The 19397-nt window shown below is 46.9% G+C and carries 20 protein-coding genes; 8 read left to right on the top strand and 12 right to left on the bottom strand.

Going from position 1 to position 19397, the window contains the following annotated elements; translation table 11 throughout:
• Nucleotides 1-88: 88 nt before the first annotated feature.
• The 3 genes from B5D26_RS05105 to tcdA are packed head-to-tail and all read left to right on the top strand — an operon-like array spanning nt 89 to nt 3306.
• Entirely contained in the window at nt 89-1645 is a 1557-nt protein-coding gene (locus B5D26_RS05105; RefSeq protein ID WP_078744651.1) for a SulP family inorganic anion transporter, read from the top strand.
• Between the two features lie 11 nt (nt 1646-1656).
• Nucleotides 1657-2472: a tRNA pseudouridine(65) synthase TruC gene (locus tag B5D26_RS05100; protein ID WP_139776612.1), complete on the top strand. Its 816-nt coding sequence runs from the start codon at nt 1657-1659 to the stop codon at nt 2470-2472.
• Nucleotides 2473-2484: 12 nt separating this feature from the next.
• Nucleotides 2485-3306: a tRNA cyclic N6-threonylcarbamoyladenosine(37) synthase TcdA gene (gene tcdA, locus B5D26_RS05095; protein ID WP_078744650.1), complete on the top strand. Its 822-nt coding sequence runs from the start codon at nt 2485-2487 to the stop codon at nt 3304-3306.
• Nucleotides 3307-3310: 4 nt separating this feature from the next.
• Here the strand turns inward: tcdA and B5D26_RS05090 are convergent, their stop codons facing one another.
• Nucleotides 3311-4852 (bottom strand): DUF4139 domain-containing protein, encoded by a 1542-nt coding sequence (locus B5D26_RS05090; RefSeq protein ID WP_078744649.1) that lies wholly within the window; start codon nt 4850-4852, stop codon nt 3311-3313.
• Nucleotides 4853-4980: 128 nt separating this feature from the next.
• Between B5D26_RS05090 and B5D26_RS05085 the strand changes: the two genes are divergently transcribed.
• Both B5D26_RS05085 and B5D26_RS05080 read left to right on the top strand, forming a co-directional pair.
• On the top strand, nt 4981-6276 hold the full coding sequence (locus tag B5D26_RS05085) for an AmpG family muropeptide MFS transporter (RefSeq protein WP_234985190.1): 1296 nt from the start codon (nt 4981-4983) through the stop codon (nt 6274-6276).
• A gap of 9 nt (nt 6277-6285) precedes the next feature.
• The gene (locus B5D26_RS05080) at nt 6286-6780 is read left to right on the top strand and encodes a Fur family transcriptional regulator (protein WP_078744648.1); all 495 of its coding nucleotides are present in this window, start codon (nt 6286-6288) and stop codon (nt 6778-6780) included.
• Nucleotides 6781-6802: 22 nt separating this feature from the next.
• Here the strand turns inward: B5D26_RS05080 and B5D26_RS05075 are convergent, their stop codons facing one another.
• Nucleotides 6803-7285, bottom strand: coding sequence for a YajQ family cyclic di-GMP-binding protein (locus B5D26_RS05075; RefSeq protein ID WP_078744647.1), 483 nt, complete (start codon nt 7283-7285; stop codon nt 6803-6805).
• 76 nt (nt 7286-7361) lie between these two features.
• Between B5D26_RS05075 and B5D26_RS05070 the strand changes: the two genes are divergently transcribed.
• Entirely contained in the window at nt 7362-8327 is a 966-nt protein-coding gene (locus tag B5D26_RS05070; RefSeq protein WP_078744646.1) for a ketopantoate reductase family protein, read from the top strand.
• A 5-nt stretch (nt 8328-8332) separates the two neighbouring features.
• Here the strand turns inward: B5D26_RS05070 and B5D26_RS05065 are convergent, their stop codons facing one another.
• Entirely contained in the window at nt 8333-8893 is a 561-nt protein-coding gene (locus B5D26_RS05065; protein ID WP_078744645.1) for an HD domain-containing protein, read from the bottom strand.
• Nucleotides 8894-8970: 77 nt separating this feature from the next.
• Nucleotides 8971-11610, bottom strand: a complete 2640-nt coding sequence (gene ppc, locus B5D26_RS05060; RefSeq protein ID WP_078744644.1) for a phosphoenolpyruvate carboxylase — start codon at nt 11608-11610, stop codon at nt 8971-8973.
• A gap of 324 nt (nt 11611-11934) precedes the next feature.
• Here ppc and B5D26_RS05055 point away from each other — a divergent pair, with 324 nt between their 5' ends.
• Nucleotides 11935-12273: a pilin assembly protein gene (locus B5D26_RS05055; RefSeq protein WP_078744643.1), complete on the top strand. Its 339-nt coding sequence runs from the start codon at nt 11935-11937 to the stop codon at nt 12271-12273.
• Nucleotides 12274-12361: 88 nt separating this feature from the next.
• On the opposite strand, the gene mazG is transcribed toward B5D26_RS05055, so the two are convergent.
• The gene (gene mazG, locus B5D26_RS05050) at nt 12362-13204 is read right to left on the bottom strand and encodes a nucleoside triphosphate pyrophosphohydrolase (RefSeq protein ID WP_078744642.1); all 843 of its coding nucleotides are present in this window, start codon (nt 13202-13204) and stop codon (nt 12362-12364) included.
• 104 nt (nt 13205-13308) lie between these two features.
• Entirely contained in the window at nt 13309-13818 is a 510-nt protein-coding gene (locus B5D26_RS05045; protein ID WP_078744641.1) for a PACE efflux transporter, read from the bottom strand.
• 119 nt (nt 13819-13937) lie between these two features.
• On the opposite strand from B5D26_RS05045, the gene B5D26_RS05040 reads away from it, so the two are divergent.
• On the top strand, nt 13938-14822 hold the full coding sequence (locus B5D26_RS05040) for a LysR family transcriptional regulator (RefSeq protein WP_078744640.1): 885 nt from the start codon (nt 13938-13940) through the stop codon (nt 14820-14822).
• Nucleotides 14823-14890: 68 nt separating this feature from the next.
• Here the strand turns inward: B5D26_RS05040 and B5D26_RS05035 are convergent, their stop codons facing one another.
• From B5D26_RS05035 to B5D26_RS05015, 6 genes are all read right to left on the bottom strand, one after another.
• Nucleotides 14891-15457 (bottom strand): CBS domain-containing protein, encoded by a 567-nt coding sequence (locus B5D26_RS05035; RefSeq protein WP_078744639.1) that lies wholly within the window; start codon nt 15455-15457, stop codon nt 14891-14893.
• Between the two features lie 56 nt (nt 15458-15513).
• Nucleotides 15514-15807: a hypothetical protein gene (locus B5D26_RS16030; RefSeq protein WP_139776611.1), complete on the bottom strand. Its 294-nt coding sequence runs from the start codon at nt 15805-15807 to the stop codon at nt 15514-15516.
• 134 nt (nt 15808-15941) lie between these two features.
• Nucleotides 15942-16961 (bottom strand): lipoyl synthase, encoded by a 1020-nt coding sequence (gene lipA, locus B5D26_RS05030; protein ID WP_078744638.1) that lies wholly within the window; start codon nt 16959-16961, stop codon nt 15942-15944.
• A 4-nt stretch (nt 16962-16965) separates the two neighbouring features.
• The gene (gene lipB, locus B5D26_RS05025; protein WP_268808389.1) at nt 16966-17652 is read right to left on the bottom strand and encodes a lipoyl(octanoyl) transferase LipB; all 687 of its coding nucleotides are present in this window, start codon (nt 17650-17652) and stop codon (nt 16966-16968) included.
• A gap of 34 nt (nt 17653-17686) precedes the next feature.
• A complete protein-coding gene (locus B5D26_RS05020) occupies nt 17687-17956 on the bottom strand; it encodes an HP0495 family protein (protein WP_078744637.1) in 270 nt (89 codons plus the stop codon).
• A gap of 158 nt (nt 17957-18114) precedes the next feature.
• The gene (locus B5D26_RS05015) at nt 18115-19215 is read right to left on the bottom strand and encodes a D-alanyl-D-alanine carboxypeptidase family protein (RefSeq protein WP_234985189.1); all 1101 of its coding nucleotides are present in this window, start codon (nt 19213-19215) and stop codon (nt 18115-18117) included.
• Nucleotides 19216-19397: the final 182 nt, after the last annotated feature.

Here is a 19397-nt window from a genome sequence, read left to right as displayed (position 1 = left end):
GTTACAAGCTAGAACCTTTTCAGAAGGTAAAGGTGTGGCAGGCTTATAACGGCTCAAACTCTCCTGTTGTCAGCTATTGAGGATGCTAATGGATTCCAAGCGCTATTTAACGCCCGCACAAATTAAAAACGATATGCTCTCTGGTTTAACTGTAGCTTTGGCACTAGTTCCAGAGGCGGTGGCCTTTGCCTTTGTTGCGGGTGTTGAGCCGTTAGTGGGTTTGTACGCAGCCTTTATGGTGGGCTTGGTTACGGCCTGTATTGGTGGCCGCCCAGGCATGATTTCGGGTGCGACAGGTGCTTTAGCCGTGGTGATGGTGTCGTTGGTGGCACAGCACGGCGTTGAGTATTTATTTGCCGCAGTGGTGCTGATGGGGGTTATTCAGATCAGTGCCGGAGTCTTTAAGCTGGGTAAGTTTATTCGCATGGTGCCGCATCCTGTGATGCTGGGCTTTGTGAACGGCTTGGCCATTGTGATCTTTTTGGCGCAGTTGGGGCAGTTCAAAGAGAAAAACGAGGCCGGTGTTATGGAGTGGATGTCGGGTGAGCCGTTGATGGTGATGGCCGGACTGATCGCTTTAACGATGTCGATTATCTATTTCCTGCCTAAATTAACCAAGGCAATTCCCTCCTCTCTGGCGGCGATTTTGACGGTATCACTGCTGGTGATCGGTTTAGATTTAGATGCCCGCACCGTACAAAATGTATTGCAGGATATGACGGGGGATCCGTTGGCCTCTATTGCGGGCGGCTTCCCTGAGTTCCATATTCCAACGGTGCCGTTTACCTTGGAAACCCTTTGGATCATCCTGCCTTATTCTATTATTTTGGCCGCAGTGGGTTTGATTGAATCCTTGCTGACCCTGAGTTTAATCGACGAAATGACCGAAACTCGCGGACGTGGCAATAAAGAGTGCGTCGGCCAAGGTACTGCCAATATTCTCACAGGCTTGTTCGGCGGCATGGGCGGTTGCGCCATGATTGGTCAGAGTATGATCAACATCAACTCAGGTGGTCGTGGGCGGCTGTCTGGTATTACCGCAGCGGTCTTTTTGCTGCTGTTTATTTTGTTTGCCTCCTCTTTGATTGAGCAGATTCCCGTTGCGGCCTTGGTGGGCGTGATGTTTATGGTGGTGATTGGCACCTTTGAATGGGCCAGTATCCGCATGATGGGTAAAATTCCAAAAACCGATGCTTTTATCATTGTGCTGGTTTCAGGGGTAACGGTTGTCACCGACCTTGCGATTGCGGTGATTGTGGGGGTTATCGTGTCAGCCTTAGTGTTTGCATGGCAACACGCCAAACATATTCAGGTGAGCATTCTAGAAGAGGATGACCAACACCGCGTTTATGGTTTAACTGGCCCACTGTTTTTTGCATCAATTAAGAATTTTTCAGAGCAATTTGACCCTAAAAACGACCCTGATGATGTGGTGTTAGATTTCCGTAACTCCCGTGTCAGTGATCATTCGGCACTTGAAGCCATCGACAGTTTGGCGGAACGTTATATCGCCGCAGGTAAAACCCTGCATCTGCGCCATTTAAGCGCAGAGTGCCGTGGTTTGCTGAAAAAAGCAGGAGATCTGGTTGAGGTGAATGTGATCGAAGACCCTAAATACCATGTCGCGTCTGATCAACTGGGTTAATTTGAGCCTGCATGACAACGCCTATAGCTGAAAGCCACTCAGTCGTGCGCAGTGAAACAGAATCGCCAGCGGAGCAGTTGCCGATTCTGTATCAAGACGCCGACTTAGTGGTTGTGAATAAACCGTCTGGGCTACTGGTACACCGTAGCCCTATTGATCGGCACGAAACCCGATTTGCCCTACAGTTGGTGCGAGACCAGATCGGACAGCGGGTTTATCCGGTACACCGTTTAGACAAACCCACCTCTGGCGTACTGATTTTTGCCCTAAGCCCTGCGATTGCACGGGCGCTGACGGAACAGTTCACCGCCCATCAGATCGAAAAAACCTACCTTGCGGTGGTGCGCGGTTTTGCCCCTGAATCAGGTATCATTGACCACCCATTGGTAGAAGAGCCTGATAAGATGATGCCGGGGCGTAAAGCGCCAACTGAGGCACAATCGGCACTCAGCCATTACCGCTGTTTGGCTCAAGCTGAACTGGCTGTTTGTATCGAAAAATACCCCGTCAGCCGCTTCTCACTGGTCGAGGTGCAGCCGAAAACGGGGCGCCGACACCAGATTCGACGCCACTTAAAACACATTAACCACCCGATTATTGGCGACGCTAAACATGGCCGAGGCCGATATAACCGCTATTTTAAAGAGCAGTTAGCCACCGATCGGTTATTGTTGGCTGCCACAAGGGTGTGCTTTCAGCATCCCGTTACGGGGCAGGCCTTGTCGATTCAGGCACCGCTTGATTGTTGTATGACACAACTGCTGCAACGCTTAGGTTGGCAGGCTTGGGCCGACCACTTTAATCAAATTTCCTCTCCCCCTTTTTAGGAGCCTCTGCTGATGAGTAGCGAAGACTATAATTTTCGTTTTGGTGGGATCAGCCGCTTATATGGCGTGATTGCAGCACAAGCCTTTGAGCAGGCTCATGTGGCCGTGGTGGGTATTGGTGGCGTGGGATCTTGGGGCGCAGAAGCCTTAGCCCGTAGCGGCATCGGCAAAATTACCCTGATCGACTTGGATGACATCTGCACCTCTAATATCAATCGCCAAATTCATGCCTTGGACGGTCAAATTGGCCGCTCAAAAGTCGAGGCGATGGCCGAGCGTATTCTGGCGATCAATCCAGAGTGCCAAGTGCAGGCGGTTTCAGCGTTTGTCACCGAAAAAAATGTGGCCGAGCTGATGAGCAAAGAGTTTGATTACGTGCTGGATGCCATTGATTCTGTAAAGCACAAATGCGCCATGATCGCCTATTGCCGCCGCAATAAAATCCCATTGATTACCATTGGGGGGGCCGGTGGGCAAACCGACCCGTTACAGATCACCATTGCCGATTTAAGCAAAACGGAACAAGACCCTTTGTTGGCCAAAACCCGCAATCAACTGCGTCGAAACTATAATTTTCCGGTGAATTTGAAGCGCCGTTTTGATGTAGAAGCGGTTTATTCAACGGAGCAGCTCCGTTATCCCGCAGAGGATGGTTCTGTTTGCCATCAAAAGCCGAATAATGGCGAGTCGGTACGCTTAGATTGCCGTAGCGGTTTTGGTGCGGTAACGGTTGTGACGGGCACTTTTGCCTTTATGGCGGTGTCGCGTATTCTGAAAAAAATTGCCGCCAAAGCAGAGCGCAATGCTTTAGCGGCCACAGACTCAAAAGCCTAACCGATCACTTTTTACTGTTGATCGCAGGCGCACGATACTCGTAGCGGAACAGCGCTCGGGTATCGGCCTCTAGGCGTACCGACACGCGACATAAGCCATTCCCCTCTTCGGTCACATCCAGCACCTTAGGCGCACCCGTTACCGGACGTAGGCTTAACTTCAACTTGCTGTCATTTTTATTGGCAGGGGTTTCACAGAGTGAAGTGGTACGGAACTGATCCTTATCACCATAGCTAATCGGCTGTAGTAACAGCTCTGCCGTCACCGCTTTCTTCTGACTGTTAATCAGCTCAAGTTCACCTTGTAGCCAGCCCGCGCTATCCCAACGCAGGGTTTTGTTGTTACTGCTGATACCAAAGGCACTGCCGATATTGGCCGAGTACTCTTCTCGATTATCCAAATCTGGCACGCGCACCTCACCGATAAACTGGCGTAATCCTGCATGATCTGTTTGATAGAAGCGCATAATCCCCGCAGGCATCGCCATACCGAGCCCCGCTTCTTGGGTGTTATTCAGCTTTAAACTGATCTCTGCTTTACGGCGTTTAAAGCTATAGGTGAGATCCACTGGCAAGCTGTAGTGCTTTTCAACCCGCACTCGTTCGGCGTTAAACAGCGACACTTGTTTCTTTTGTTTGGCTGCTAAATCAACGGGTTGTGGCAGAGTGAACAGCTTGTAATCCCCAAGGTTTTCTTGCTCGGCAACTCCTGCGGCCATCACATCAGACATACGCATCGCTTGTGGCTGATGCTTGTAAACCGGCGTAACCCTATTCACTTGCCCTGCCAGCAGTTGCATACGGGCTTGGTTCAGCGGGGTTGTGGTGTTGTTATCTAAACTCACCCACGCGGCTAGGTTGATGCTGTTGTCAGAGGTGATATCGGCAACATAGCTGGCCTGCCAATCAAACCCTGTACTCAAATAGGTCAGCGTCGTGGGAACATTGGCGGCATGGCTGGTTTGTACATCCATTGAAAGGGTTGGCGACTCGCTGAGATTCTCTGGCATCTCATCAAAGCTGATCAGGTCAGCATACTCATTCAGCGGCAGCGCGATAATTTTGCTCTGAGCCTCACCCGGTATCTGCGCTTTTAAAATCATCCGTTGGCCTTGTACCGCCAGAAGCTGAGCACTGACAAAATAAGGCCCCGCCTGATTGCCAAAGTAGCGGCCATTGAGCTGTAGCGTTAAGTTTTTTCCGATGGAGGCTTTGAGTAGGGCATCAAGGGAGATCAAATCAAAGCTGTAGTTACGCTCTAACACTTTCAGATCATTGCCAACCAATAGTGCGCTATCTGCGATGATCTCTGGCGTAACCCCTTGAAAGCGAATGGTTTGAATACCTGCCTCTAAGGCTAATGTTCGACTGTCTTGAATCAGCGCCATACCATTTTGATACAGCGTGACATTCAGTTGGCTGCGCTGCTCGGGGGTTGATATATCAGCAAGCGCAGCGTTACCAAAGGGCATGAGCAGTGCGAATACTAAGCCTGCGTTATTTTTCAGCCCTGCTTTTGGCTTAAACCCTGCTTTTAGCTTAAACATAGTCTTGTCCTATCATTGGATACCCTGCGGAGTATAACGGGGTTTCACCTGATGAATGAATCCTCATCTTTTTAAAGCTTCGTAACTTGCGTACAATTGAGACTTTATAACATCACTGGATTATCATTTTGACCCGCCAAAACTCGCTTCTTAACGGGCTTAAACTCTGCTTTAACCTGCGTATGCTGATCACGTTTGTGATGGGGTTCTCCAGTGGTTTACCGCTGCTATTAACGATTTCTGTTTTACAAATCTGGATGCGCCAAGAGGGCGTAGACCTGTCCACTATAGGCTTGATGGCGCTGGTGGGTTTGCCTTATACCTTGAAATTTGTTTGGGCACCGGTTTTAGACCGCTATGTACTGCCTTTTTTAGGGCGTCGTCGTGGCTGGCTAGCATTGATCCAAGTGCTGTTAGGCTGTGCGATTGCCAGTATTGGTTTGTCTGATCCTATTAGTTCTCCCGTCACTATTGCACTGCTAGCTGTATTGGTGACATTTTTCAGTGCCAGTCAAGATATTGTGATTGATGCTTATCGTCGAGAGCATTTGGCTGAAAATGAGTTGGGTATGGGTTCTAGCCTATATGTTTATGGTTATCGCACAGGGATGTTACTGGCCTCTGGTGGTGGTTTGATTCTGGCCGACAGTTTGGGTTTTCCCGCGGTATTTATGTTAATGGGGCTGTGCATGGGCATAGGCTTGTTAACAACCTTTCTGGCCCCTGAACCTGACACCCCAGAGAACTTACCAACTACCCTTAAAGCAGCGGTGATTGAACCTTTTAAAGAATACTTTACCCGTGATTCAGCTTGGACAATCCTGCTGTTTATTCTGCTCTATAAGCTCGGTGATACCCTTGCCAGTGCGATGACCAGCCCTTTCTATGTTGATATGGGCTTTAGCAGTACGGAAATCGGTGTGACGGTTAAACTCTTTGGCTTTTGGGCTACCTTGATCGGTGCTTTTTTAGGAGGGGCGCTGATCTTAAAGCTGGGTATCTACCGTGCGTTGTGGTTCTTTGGTTTATTGCAAATGCTCAGTACAGCAGGTTTTGCCGTACTGGCAGAGGTGGGCTACCACCTGAATATGCTTGCTTTGGTGATTGGCTTTGAAAACCTCACCTCAGGCATGGGAACCGCCGCCTATATGGCATTTATGGCGGCACTGACAGACAAGCGTTTTACGGCCACTCAATATGCCTTGTTAACCAGTTTAATGGGTATTCCTCGCACGCTTATATCAGCCCCTAGTGGTTATTTAGCTGAGTATTTAGGCTGGACTGAGTTTTTTATTCTCTGCACCTTAATTGCGTTACCCGGATTATGGTTGTTACGCAATTTTGCCCAATGGGGCACCAAAAAGCACACCGCACTTGAGGATAGCAACACTACGCTTACTCAATCGACTGAGCCAAAAGCATAGGAACTGAATATGTCTAATCTGGTTGATAGCCCCACCGCTCACTCGGCACAAATAGCAGAGACATTAGCTTATGCCAAAACACGCTGCCAAACCTTAGGGGTTAAGCTGACGGCTAAGCGTCAGAAAGTGCTACAGGTGCTCTTAGAAGCCAATCGCCCACTTTCGGCTTATGAATTGGTCGATCGTTTTCAAGCAACTTTTGGCACGCCTTTACCCGCCATGAGCGCATATCGCATGTTAACCTTGCTATTGGATAACGGCTTTGTACACAAGCTGGAAACCACCAACCAGTTTTTACCTTGTCGGCATATCTGCTGTGAACATCAACATGAGCCACCCCAGTTTTTGATCTGCGATAGCTGCCATCAGGTAAAAGAGCTAAGTATTGGTCAACAAACTTTAACTGAACTGAATAATAGCATTGAGAAGTCAGGCTTTATTTTGGTGCGTAAACAGCTAGAGCTGCACGGCCTCTGTCAACAGTGCCAAGATGCAGCCCTATAAGCTTAAATCTTGAGGAAGCGGATTAATCGCGAAAGTTTTGGTATTGCAGCGGTATTTCTAACTCTTTTTGGCGTAGAAATGCGATCACCTGCTGCAAATCATCACGTTTTTTGCCTGTCACGCGTACCTGATCACCTTGAATAGCCGCTTGTACTTTTAGCTTTTCATCTTTAATCATTTTAACGATTTTGCGGGCGTTATCGGTATCAATACCCTCTTGTAGCTTAACGGTGCAACGGGCTGTTTTGGCCGTTTCTACAATATCGTCAACTTCCATACATTTAACATCGACTTCTCGGCGAATCAGTTCAGCACGCAAAATGTCGACCATTTGATTAATTTGAAACTCAGATTGTGCCGATAACTCAATTATGTTTTCTTTACGCAAGAAACGGGCGTCGACTCCTTTAAAGTCAAAGCGATTGCCAACCACACGGTTAGATTGATCAACGGCATTGTTGACCTGATGATTATCCAACTCAGAAACTACGTCAAACGATGGCATTGTTCTCTCCTTTTATGAATCGATAGCGGGGCATTATACTGATCAGCTTGTGTATGCCCAATAGGATAAATCTGTTATGACAGCGCCGCATCAGACTCTGCCGCTAAACCCTTCTACAACTCAGGACAGCATACCCTGTTGGTCTATTTTGGGCGCGGGGTCATTGGGTAGTTTATGGGCGGGGTATTTAAGTCTTTCAGGCTATGCTGTGCAACTGTTGGTGCGTCGCTTGGCACTATCAGATCAAACTCGATCTATCACACCTTATCAAGGCGAGCGGCTCAGTTACCCCGCTCAAGTAAGTGACATTCAATCTTGTGCAGATCGCAGCATTCAACAACTTATAGTGGCGACTAAAGCGCCTGATGCGCTACCCGCCTTGAACGCGATTAGACCAAAGCTAGCAGATCAGGCAACGATTGTTTTATTACAAAATGGCATGGGGGCACAACAAACAATAGCGGCTCAGTTTGAGCAATATGCGGTCTTGGCGGCTTGTATTACTGATGGTGCGTATTTAGAAAACTCTCAGCATGTGATTCACGCCGGAAAAGGGCTAACGCGCATCGGTGGTTTAAACCAAAAGGGACAAGCTGTTGAACAACAAATTGCAGAACAACTGCAAAAAACTGCCTTACAAGTCGAACTCAGCCAACCCATTGAGCAGGTCTTGTGGAATAAACTGGCGATTAATATTGCCATTAATGGCTTAACCGCCGTGCATCAATGTTTAAACGGCGCACTGGCAGAGCCCGATAAAAATCAGCAAGTATTGCAGTTGTGCTTAGAAACGGAAAAGGTGATGCGTGCCTTAGGTTTAACCGTGCCAGAGCAAGGCCTATTTGCCCTTGCCAATCAAGTCATTGCGGGCACAGCCGCGAATCGCTCCTCCATGCTGCAAGATACGCAAAAAGGCCAACCCACCGAAATTGAGTTTATCAATGGCTATCTGTTACGTCAGGCACAGCACTTAGGTATCGACGTGCCTTATAACGCCGCCTTAACCGCAGAGGTTTTGCAGCGTTTTCACCAAGCGAGATAATAGGGTTAGTCTATTTCATCTAAATCCAACAGTGCCAAGCCATCATTGATAATCTGTTCGGCAAGGGCGTAAAGCTGTGCATCACCTTCGGTGAGTACTTCTAACATTGATTTTTTTTCAGGCAGGTAAAGTGCTGCAAACTCGGGATCACGTTCGGCAATGGTATGAGTGTTGTCGATAATGTCGGCTAACTTAATAGTCTTGGCTTCAGTTTCAGCTTGTTTTAAGCGTTTCCTATCAAGATGTTTACGTTCATCTCGACTCAGGTGAGGCGGGTGTTGGGCTACTGTGAGCTGCCCAACCAATAATGCAACCTCAGCGCCAAATAAGGCTTCTATTTCGGCCAGCTCTATATCAGTGTCCTCCACTACATCGTGCAGCCAAGCCGCGGCTAGGACAACAGGATCGGCTAGAACCATTGCCACCCTTTCAGCCACGGCTTGCGGATGCACTATATAAGGTTGGTTGGTGTAGCGACGCACTTGCTCTAAACGGCCATGAGCGTCAGCAGCAAACTCGCGTGCTTGCTGCACCAAGGGGTGTTGCATCAAGTCGGCTTCTGACATTGCGCGTCTCCATTTATGGGTAAGTACCCGCCTATCCTTTTACTGAGACGACGGGTATCTGTTGGTTTAATTAAAGTTTAACCCGTATTTCTTAAACCTGCTGCAATCCCTGCCATAGTGACCATTAAGGCTTGCTCAATTTGAGATGAGCCTGATTGACTGCGATCCCTTTGCAGTAACTCAGCCTGCAACACATGCAGTGGGTCAAGGTAGGGGTTACGTACCCGAATCGCTTCTGCAATCATGGGCATGCTTTCTTGTAACGTTTGTTGGTTACGAATATCTAGGACAGTGGCTTTCAAATTCCCTAGTCGATCACGTAGCTGCCGACCAACAGGCCGCAGATGTTCTGGCACTAAACGCTCTTCGTAATAGCGGGCAACCTCTGCATCAGATTTGGTGAGTACCATCTCTAGCATATCCATATAGGTACGGAAGAAAGGCCAGTCGGTCATCATCTCTCTTAACAGAGGCAGTTGATTTTGCTGCTGGGCTTGCGCCAGTGCGGTATCACTGCCTAACCATGCGGGTAGCATTAAGCGAATTTGTGTCCATGCAAAAATCCACGGAATCGCCCTTAAACTTTCTACGCCGCCATTCGCCTTACGCTTTGCAGGTCGACTGCCTAGTGGTAGTTTAGCCAACTCTTGCTCAGGGGTTGCTGCACGGAAATAAGGCACAAAATCAGGGTGTTCACGAATTTGCTGGCGATAGCTGGTCAGCGCATCCTGTGCCAACTGATTCATTTGATGACGCCACTGCGGTTTTGCACTGGGAGGTGGCTGCAAGCTGGCCTCTAAAACGGCTGAAACATAGATTTCCATGCTCCGCTGTGCGATCTCCGGTAAGCCAAATTTAAAGCGGATCATCTCACCTTGTTCTGTGACGCGTATGCTGCCATTCACTGAGCCTGGCGGTTGTGCCAGAATGGCTGAACGAGCAGGGCCGCCGCCACGACCTACGGTGCCGCCGCGACCGTGGAATAGGGTGAGGTGCACGCCATGACGACGACAGACCTGTACCAGCTCTTCTTGAGCGCGGTATTGCCCCCAAGCCGCGGCAAGTTGTCCAGCATCTTTGGAGGAGTCAGAGTAACCAATCATCACCTCCTGCTCGCCTTGGATACGGTCAACATACCATTCGATACGCAGTAAACGCCCAAGTACATCTGCTGAACGATCAAGATCATCAAGGGTTTCAAACAGCGGTACTACTTTCATTGGAAAGCTACAGCCGCACTCTTTTAATAACAGCTGCACCGCTAAAATATCAGAAGCCTGGTGAGCCATTGAAATAACGTAGCTACCTAGCGCTTCAGGGGATTGTTGTGCGATAACTCTACAGGTATCGATCACCTCTTGCACCTCTGGCGAAGGTTGCCAGTTATGCGGGATTAAAGGCCGCGGACTACGCAGCTCTGACAGTAAAAAGTGCTGCCGCTCATGCTCATCCCACTGGCTGTAATCACCAAGATCTAAAGCTTTGCACAGCTCAGTGAAAACCGCTTCATGACGCCCAGACTCTTGGCGAATGTCCAGTTTTAGCAGGTTTAAACTAAAGCAGCTGGCACGGCGTAAAGTGTCTAAAAGTGGGCCTCGTGCGATACCTTCCATGCCACAAGCTTTGAGTGAGCGATAACAGATTTTAAGCGGTTCGGTCAGCTCTGCGGTATGGGTTAATACCCCTTCTGGTGCCGGTTCGTGGGTATTATTCTGCTCTAAACGACCTTCAATCCAGTTCAACGTTAACTGTAACCGATGGCGCAGTTTACGCAGCAAGGCTCGATAAGGCTCAGCAGTTTCGCCAACCTCAGCTCTTAGCTCGTCGCTACACTGCCACATGGATAGCTCGTGTAGCAGTTGCTCTATATCTCGTAAGTACAGGTCTGCCGCCATCCAGCGCGCTAACAGCAGCACTTCTTCGGTAACTTTGGCGGTCACGTTAGGGTTACCATCACGATCACCGCCCATCCAAGAAGCAAAGCGAATAGGAGAGCAATCAAGAGGCAATGAACGACCTGTGATATTGCGCAAGGCTTGGTCTAAGTGGCGATAGAACTCAGGCACCGCTTGCCAGAGCGAGTTTTCGATCACCACAAAGCCCCATTTGGCTTCGTCTACAGGGGTTGGGCGTTGATGACGAATCTCATCTGTATGCCAAGCTTGCTCAATCAATTGGCGAATGCGGCTGAGCACTTTTTCACGCTGATCTAGGTATAGATCAGTGTTGTCCAAGCGATTGAGGCTATCTGCGATGGCATCATATTTTTGAATCAGGGTTCGACGGTTTACTTCGGTTGGGTGTGCGGTCATCACCAAATCAATACGCATATCAGTGATGGTTTGCCAAATGTCTTCCGGCTGTACGTTTTTGCTCAGCAGTTCACTGAATAAGGTGTCCAGTGATTGCTGGTCGATAGATTGGTAATCTTCTGTTTTGCGATAGCGCGCGCGATAGTGTTGCTCTGCAATATTCGCCAAATTTAAAAACTGGTTAAAAGCACGGGCAACAGGTAGCAGCTCGTCATCAGACAGTTGACGCAAATACTCTTGTAGATTGTTATCGCTGTTATCACCTACTCGATCTGCTTTGGCTAAATGGCGAATGGTGTCGATTTTATCAACAAACTCAGCCCCTAACTGATGACTGATGGTTTCACCTAGATAGCCCCCAAGTACGCGCACATTTTCTCTTAAAGATTCATGTAATCTGTTCACTTGTCACCTCTGCTCACTCAGCATCATGGATGCAGGTTTGCTGGAATGGGTTTAGCTCAAGTGTCGGGTATCGCAGCTTTTTGTTACAAACTGAACCAGAGTGCTACAAATACCGTCCCTTCCTTTGGCTTACTCACTTTTTACTACGATTGGTTATGAAATAACACCATAAGCAGACGCTATTTTGATCAGATTTACATCACAACTGAAAAAATGTTGCTACATTGATAAGTATAGGTTTTCTTTAAAAATAGTGTTTAGGGGATTGTGTAGCGATCAAGTCACTCTGATCAAACCTAAGCACTCTGAGCTGGAGTAGACATCATGCGTTTCAATCAGCTGGTTCAAAACTGGAAAAAAAATGACACGGGCGACCTCACCCAATCCTTATATAACATTCAACTGCCTATAGAAGATGCGGCACGCTTACAAGCTTTGGCTGAACTCTTCCCGCGTCGACCTGTTGAGTTGCTACTGACTGACTTGATTAAAGCGGCTTTAGATGAGGTCGAAGGCAGCTTTCCTTACGTGAAAGGCACTAAAGTGTCGGCACTAGACGAAGAGGGCGATCCTATTTATGAAGATGTTGGGCTAACTCCTCGCTTTTTAGAGTTAAGCCGTAAACATTTACATGAAGGCGTTGGTTTGAAAAAAGTCAGTTAGCTGTGAAAGTGTTTTAGCTGTTAAGTCCTTGTTATAACATCTTGCCATTTTGGCCGCGCTTCATCTGTAAGCGCGGCTTTTTTTAATCTTAGTATTCAAGCTTTTTGGCTTCATCCCACCAATGATCCATTTGGGCTAAATCAACCTGATCAAAGCTTAAGCCTGCTTGATGCAACTGCTGTTCAATATAAGCAAAACGGCGCTCAAATTTTCGGTTAGTGCCACGTAACGCTGTTTCGGGGTCTTGCTTTAAAAAGCGAGTGAGATTAGTTACTGCAAATAATAAGTCGCCATACTCTTCTTGTGCTGCGCTTAAATTGCCTGCATCAACCGCTTCTTGCACCTCGTCTAACTCTTCCCGAATTTTGTCGAGTACACCGGATATATCCGGCCAATCAAAGCCTACTTTAGATGCCCGCTTTTGAATCTTTGCAGCTCGGGTCAAGGCTGGCAGCCCTACGGGAATATCTGCCAAAATGGATAAAGGCTCAGTGCTTTGCTTAACCTCTGCTTTTTCTTGCGCTTTAATCTCATCCCAACGCTGTTTCACTTGTTGTTGGCTAACCTCTGTAGAGGAGGCTGTATTATTAGCAGCATAAAGCTTGCCATCAGCAAAAACATGGGGATGGCGGCGTACCATTTTAGTCACTAAACCATGCACCACATCTTCAAGCTCAAACCAAGTTTGTTCTTGTGCCATCTGTGCGTAGTAGATCACTTGAAACAATAAATCCCCTAGCTCATCTTGCAAATGCGGCCAATCTTCTCGCTCAATGGCATCGGCAACTTCGTAAGCTTCTTCTAAGGTGTAAGGCACTATAGTGGCGAAGGTTTGTACTTTGTCCCAAGGGCAGCCTGACTCAGGATCACGCAAACGCGCCATTAGGTACTTTAAATCCTCGACAGAATAACGCTGGGGTTGATTGCTCATGGTCGATCCAATATTGAGTATAAAGAGGGTTTTGAGAGTAGGATTCTAACATAGAGATAAAGCCCCACTATGGAAAGTGGGGCGTTGGGTTTTTTAATAGTCTATTAGGTCTTGAGCTGGATGAAGGTATTTTCTGACTCAGACTGAATGCTAGATTCGGTTATAGCCTGACTGACAGGAAAAATTCGATCGTAAATCCAAGTAAAAACAAAGGTATAAAGCACAATAAAGGCCATGATTACAGCGTCCATTGCTAAGGCTTTAAGCAGCCCAATCTGCAACCACCACATAACAATCGGTAGAGAGGTCATGGTGAGTGTCAACTCAAAACCAAACGCATGTAAAAGCCTAGCTTTAGCGCCTCGCTCTGTTGGTACTATGCCACGGCGCGCATCAAAACGATCATAGAAATAGTTATAGACAATATTGATGACCATAGCCTTTAGGCTGAGAATAATGGTCAACATGCCAACGTCTAACACCTCTTTACCCAATGCATAAGCAATAACAGGTGCAGATAGCAAAATCAGTAGTACTTCAAAGCAGAGCACATAACGCACTCGGTCTGCTTTTGAACGTAAAGTGACTGTTTTTTTGTCAGCTGATGTCGCCATTTTGATTATTACGCCTCTTTATAAATAGCTATCTAGTTTGATTGGCGTATTCTATGGCTTATTAAGATATATTAAAGTTAGTATCTATCTGATATTTAGATAAGTTGATAGGGTCGTTTATGCCTAATCTTGATCAATTGTCTGCATTCATTGCTGCGGCAGAAACAGGCTCTTTTTCTGCCGCAGCGAGACGTTTAAAAAAAGCACAATCTGCTGTCAGTAACGCGATTATCAATTTAGAAATTGAATCTGGTGTTGATCTGTTTGATCGTTCTAGTCGTAGCCCAACTTTAACCGATCAAGGTGAGGCGCTATTAAAGTCAGCTTATGCGGTACAAAGCAGCCATCATGACTTTGTGGCTAAAGCGCGTGCGTTAAACCTTGGCGAGGAAAGCGAGCTTTGCATTGCCATTGAGCAAAATATCTCCCCTCAACCTGTAGTCGAACTACTGATTGAGTTTGAGCAAACATTCCCTTTTATCGAGTTAGAGTTGCTAGATCCCGGTATTAATGATGTGGCAGCGCTGATTCGTTCTGGCCGAGCCCATATTGGTTTGATGCTTGAACAAGAAGAATACCCTCAAGGCATTAAGTTTAAGGGTATAGGACATTCAAGGCGGATGCCGGTGTGCAGTCGGAATCACCCACTTGCTCAGTTAAAGCAGGTGAGCCACAGCGATTTACGTCAATATCGGCAGTTGGTGATGAAAAGCCTTGATCCTGAGGATACGAGCCATAATAGACAGGTCATCAGTCCTAAACTCTGGTATGCAGAAAGTCCTTTTGTGATTGCTGAGTTGTTGAGTGCAGGCTTAGGCTGGGCAGCATTACACGAAGCGGTTGTTGCGGAGCAGTTGGAAAAAGGTATCTTGGTTGTATTGAGTCGTACTTATCAGCAAGATGCTAACTTACAAGGCATTGATGTGGTTTGGACGGAGCAGAAGGCGCTAGGCAAAGGCGGGCAGTGGCTATTAGAGCGCTTGTTTAAGTTAAAACTTGGTTAGTGTTAAACCCCATCACGGGCCTATTACAGGAATAGGACGGTGATGGGGTATTTTACGATGCTCTTGGATCAGTGAGGGCGTAAGGCCATAAAAATATCAAAGAAAGTGGTTTTTCTTTCGGTCGGTAACGGAATATGCAGACGACGAGCAATGTCTGTGGCCGAAATCACACCGCGAATTTGTTTTTCATCGCTATCCACCACTAAACAGTGCTGTTGATGGTTTTGGTTTAGAGTCTCTAATACATCACCAATGCTGGCTTGTGCTAGTTCATCATATTCTAGGGCTTTGATTTTTTGACGTGGAATCATTAAGTCTTGCACTAAGACTTCTTCTTTTGAGATACCGTTTTCTTGCTGAACCTGAAACATTTTCTGTTCTTCTAACTCATTAACACTGATGGTTCCGACCAGCTCGCCCTCTTTGTCTACCACCACTTTTAAACGTACGTGGGCTTTGCGCATCATCGATTCAGCATGCATTGCGGGCATGTTGAAGACCACGGCCTGTGGGATATGCTTTTTAAAGTCAGTGAAAATGGCCAGCGCTGAGGAGTCTTGTGTGAGGTGGCTGAACTCTTCAGGGTGAACAAGGTGAAAGTGTTGATCAAAGCTCATTAAATTTAATGCTTTCATGATAAAACCTACCAATCAAATTATGCGGATATCAATACGATAAAATAAACACAGTGTTATGTTTGATGTGTGAGGGGTGGAGCACGGACGAGAGGAAAGGCATAAACAGAGGTGGAAAATAGCGGTGTATTCAGTGCGATAATTTGAATTCTAGAGTAAATCAGGGCGGGTAATCGCCAGTGTGTGAGTAGCGAGGTTTCGCTATCACCGGAATCTAATAAACTGAAATAAGCGGCGTTATCAAACGCGATCGGGCTAGGCTCAACCAGTGTGTCGATGGGTTTAAAGATTGCAAAGGACAATACAATCCAAAAATAGAAACTGGGTATACGGGGAACGCTGTTGATCATTGGAGATACTCGCTACCGTCATACTTTCAGGCTATGCGAGTTTTCCAATCTTATCAAGTCATAAGGGGCTAATTAGCCCCTTATTTTGTAAATTAAATATTGCTTTTGATCTGCAAGGCAGATGTTATGGGTGATTATTTCACTTCTTCACCATGTGCTTGTTTATCAGCATGGTAAGACGAGCGAACCAGTGGGCCAGAGGCGACGTGTTTAAAACCTAAACCTTCCGCAATTTCACGCAGTTCGTCAAATTCAGACGGCGGCACCCAGCGGTCAATAGGCAGGTGGTTTTTAGAGGGCTGCATATACTGACCTAAGGTCAACATGTCCACGTTGTGAGCACGAAGGTCTTTCAATACTTCGATGACCTCTTCTTTGGTTTCGCCAACACCTAGCATCAAACCTGATTTGGTCAGTACATTTGGGCAGCGCTCTTTGTATTTTTTCAGTAGGTCTAAAGACCACTGATAATCGGCACCCGGGCGTACTTTGCGATACAGAGCAGGAATAGTTTCAAGATTGTGGTTGAACACATCGGGTGGTGACTGTTCAAGAATATCCAGTGCAACCTCCATACGACCACGGAAGTCTGGCACTAGTACTTCAATCTCAATTTTGTCCATGCGCTTACGTGTTTCAGAAATACAGTCTGCAAAGTGCTGAGCACCACCATCACGTAGATCATCACGGTCAACGGAAGTGATCACAACATACTTCAAACGCATGTCTGCAATAGCTTCAGCCAGTTCGCGCGGCTCATCTGGGTTTAAGTTGTTAGGACGACCATGCGCCACATCACAGAATGGGCAGCGACGGGTGCAGATATCACCCATAATCATGAACGTCGCTGTACCACCGTGGAAGCACTCGCCAAGGTTTGGACAAGAGGCTTCTTCACAAACGGTGTGCAGTTTGTGTGAGCGTAAGGTGTCTTTAATACGGTTGACTTCAGGGGACACATGTAAACGTACACGTAACCAATCTGGCTTGCGTGGCAGCTCTTCCGTTGGAATAATTTTTACGGGAATACGGGAGACTTTTTCAGCGCCACGTAATTTAACACCCTGTTCTACTTTGCCAGCGGTTTTACCTTCAGCAATGTTTTTTGTTTCGCTTGTGGCGACACTTGCACATGGAGAGCGTGTTTCACTCATAATATTAATCCAGACGGTTATAGGCTTCGATTTGTTGGTAACCCAGTCCTGCTACTAGGTAATCCAACACCCACTGAGTGGCTTGTTCAGGGGTAACCTGAGGCGCTAACTCAGCCAGCTGTGTCATGCGCAATCCTTGGTAACCGCAAGGATTGATGCGTAAAAATGGCGAAAGATCCATATCAAGGTTGAATGCTAATCCATGAAAAGAGCAACCCCTGCGTATCCTTAAACCAAGGGAGGCAATTTTGGCTTCTTCCTGCCCAATTTGCACGTAAACACCAGGGGCATCCGCTTTAGCGTAGGCTTCAACACCTGCTTTTTTTAAAGCATCAACAACAGCCTCTTCCATTAATGTAACCAGCTGGCGGACGCCTGAGCCTAAGCGCTTTACATCTAACAATAGATAAGCAACTAGTTGGCCGGGGCCGTGATAGGTCACTTGACCACCACGATCGACTTTTACGACGGGAATATCACCCGGCGCAATCAGATGTTCTGCTTTACCCGCCTGTCCTTGTGTAAAAACGGAAGGGTGCTGCAACAACCAAATCTGGTCGGGGTCATTAGGTCCCCGCTCATTGGTGTACTGTTGCATCGCTTGCCAAGTAGACTCATAGGATACTTGGCCTAAATGTCGTACTTGTAACGGTAGATGATGGCAAGTCTTACTTATTGGCTGTTGCTTCACGCGTTTTTTCCACTCATTCTGGCGACACTCAATATTAAATCACCATTTGTACACGACCTGTGGCTTTCAGGTCGTTAAAGATTTGAGTTAACTGTGGTTCGCCTGTTGCTGTGATTGTGAGGCGCACAGATTGAAAGCGACCATTGCTGCTTTCTTGAATACTAACACTAGTATGATCAAGATCAGGGGCATGTACTTCAATGACTTCTAATACCGTCATTTTAAAGTCAGGGGCAGCGCGACCCACAACTTTTAGAGGATAGGCGCATGGGAACTCAATTTTTGGAGCTTCTTGATTTGTCATAGTTTACAACCTTAGGCATAAACAACAGACGGGGCCTAAGCCCCGTCCCTTTGATCTATTCTCTTGAAATGGTTATTCAAGCTATACATTGCAATAACCTAGTAATCCTGTAGGTCATTATTACCGTTACTTACAAGACAAGCAACAGTGCTGGTCTGTTAGCTGACTAAATCGGTAAAGAATAGGATAACAGCATCCCACAAGCGTTTAAATAAGCCACCTTCTTGAACGTTTTCAAGAGCAACTATTGGACGCTCTGCCAGTACTTGATCATCTAGACTGATTTGTAGAACACCAAAGTTCTGCCCTTCTTGAACAGGCGCTTTAATCACTTTATTGACATTTAATTTAGCAGTAAGACGTTTCGCTTGACCTCGTGGAATGGTCATATACAAATCATCTTTAATGCCCAGCTTAATTTTATCTTTAGCACCCGCCCACAGGCGTGGCTCATTTAAGATGTCACCAGCCGAGTATGGCTTGATCGTTTCAAAATAACGAAAACCATACGCTAATAATTTTTGACTCTCACGGGCGCGGGCTTCTTCACTTACGGTTCCCATTACAACACTGATCAAACGCATATCGCCACGTTTTGCTGATGCAACTAGGCAATAGCCCGCTTCATCAGTATGGCCTGTTTTCAAACCATCTACTGATTTATCACGCCATAGCAAACGATTGCGGTTGGGTTGACGAATGCCGTTATAAGTAAAGTATTGCTGCGAGTACGTGCTATACAATTCAGGGTAATCTTTGATGATGTGATTGGCTAAAATCGATAAATCACGGGCGGTTGAAAAGTGATCAGGGCGTGGTAGTCCCGTTGCATTTTCATAGCGCGTATTTTCCATGCCCATTTTCTTAGCATGCTGTGTCATTAAGTCAGCAAATGCGGCCTCACTACCTGCAATATGCTCAGCTACAGCGATACTGGCATCATTACCAGACTGGATGATGATCCCCTTTAAAAGATCAGAGACGGAAACAGAGTCACCTTCTTTGATAAACATTCTAGACCCAGGGGCTTTCCAAGCTTTTACACTGACTCGAATTTTATCTTCAGGGGTGATATTACCTTTGGCAATTTCGGTTTCGACTAGGTAGGCCGTCATCATTTTGGTCAAACTAGCCTGAGGTAGCTGTTTGTCTGCATTATTCTCTACTAACACTTCTCCGCTGTCGGCATCAATTAATATGTATGACTTAGCTGCCAGTTTTGGAGGTGCGGGTATTAGTGCATCAGCTTGACTTGACATAGGCACAACGCCTAAAAATATCAATAACATCAAAGCCTTTGTACTAAGCTGCCTAAAAATCCTCATGATAATGAACTCTTCTACTCTTGGTTTATTGACTGCGCAAACGGGCTGACCAACGCAAAAAGGCGTACAGTATAACACGCTTATAAATTTACGCATGGCCGAAGCCCAGTTGCTTC

Source organism: Oceanospirillum multiglobuliferum, assembly GCF_900167095.1.
In the GTDB taxonomy this organism is placed as follows: Bacteria; Pseudomonadota; Gammaproteobacteria; order Pseudomonadales; family Halomonadaceae; genus Oceanospirillum; species Oceanospirillum multiglobuliferum.
Note: the sequence above shows the minus strand (reverse complement) of the source record. Positions and strands in the feature narration are given on the sequence as shown.

Excerpts from the sequence above, each read along its gene's own strand:
- B5D26_RS05105 (WP_078744651.1), top strand. The coding sequence starts at position 89 with ATGGATTCCAAGCGCTATTTAACGCCCGCACAAATTAAAAACGATATG.
- B5D26_RS05065 (WP_078744645.1), bottom strand. The coding sequence starts at position 8,893 with ATGTCAGAAGCCGACTTGATGCAACACCCCTTGGTGCAGCAAGCACGC.
- B5D26_RS05015 (WP_234985189.1), bottom strand. The coding sequence starts at position 19,215 with ATGTCAAGTCAAGCTGATGCACTAATACCCGCACCTCCAAAACTGGCA.
- B5D26_RS05070 (WP_078744646.1), top strand. The coding sequence starts at position 7,362 with ATGACAGCGCCGCATCAGACTCTGCCGCTAAACCCTTCTACAACTCAG.
- B5D26_RS05035 (WP_078744639.1), bottom strand. The coding sequence starts at position 15,457 with ATGAAAGCATTAAATTTAATGAGCTTTGATCAACACTTTCACCTTGTT.
- B5D26_RS16030 (WP_139776611.1), bottom strand. The coding sequence starts at position 15,807 with ATGATCAACAGCGTTCCCCGTATACCCAGTTTCTATTTTTGGATTGTA.
- B5D26_RS05020 (WP_078744637.1), bottom strand. The coding sequence starts at position 17,956 with ATGACAAATCAAGAAGCTCCAAAAATTGAGTTCCCATGCGCCTATCCT.
- mazG (WP_078744642.1), bottom strand. The coding sequence starts at position 13,204 with ATGAGCAATCAACCCCAGCGTTATTCTGTCGAGGATTTAAAGTACCTA.
- tcdA (WP_078744650.1), top strand. The coding sequence starts at position 2,485 with ATGAGTAGCGAAGACTATAATTTTCGTTTTGGTGGGATCAGCCGCTTA.
- B5D26_RS05040 (WP_078744640.1), top strand. The coding sequence starts at position 13,938 with ATGCCTAATCTTGATCAATTGTCTGCATTCATTGCTGCGGCAGAAACA.
- B5D26_RS05075 (WP_078744647.1), bottom strand. The coding sequence starts at position 7,285 with ATGCCATCGTTTGACGTAGTTTCTGAGTTGGATAATCATCAGGTCAAC.
- B5D26_RS05055 (WP_078744643.1), top strand. The coding sequence starts at position 11,935 with ATGCGTTTCAATCAGCTGGTTCAAAACTGGAAAAAAAATGACACGGGC.
- B5D26_RS05080 (WP_078744648.1), top strand. The coding sequence starts at position 6,286 with ATGTCTAATCTGGTTGATAGCCCCACCGCTCACTCGGCACAAATAGCA.
- lipA (WP_078744638.1), bottom strand. The coding sequence starts at position 16,961 with ATGAGTGAAACACGCTCTCCATGTGCAAGTGTCGCCACAAGCGAAACA.
- B5D26_RS05100 (WP_139776612.1), top strand. The coding sequence starts at position 1,657 with ATGACAACGCCTATAGCTGAAAGCCACTCAGTCGTGCGCAGTGAAACA.
- B5D26_RS05090 (WP_078744649.1), bottom strand. The coding sequence starts at position 4,852 with ATGTTTAAGCTAAAAGCAGGGTTTAAGCCAAAAGCAGGGCTGAAAAAT.
- B5D26_RS05045 (WP_078744641.1), bottom strand. The coding sequence starts at position 13,818 with ATGGCGACATCAGCTGACAAAAAAACAGTCACTTTACGTTCAAAAGCA.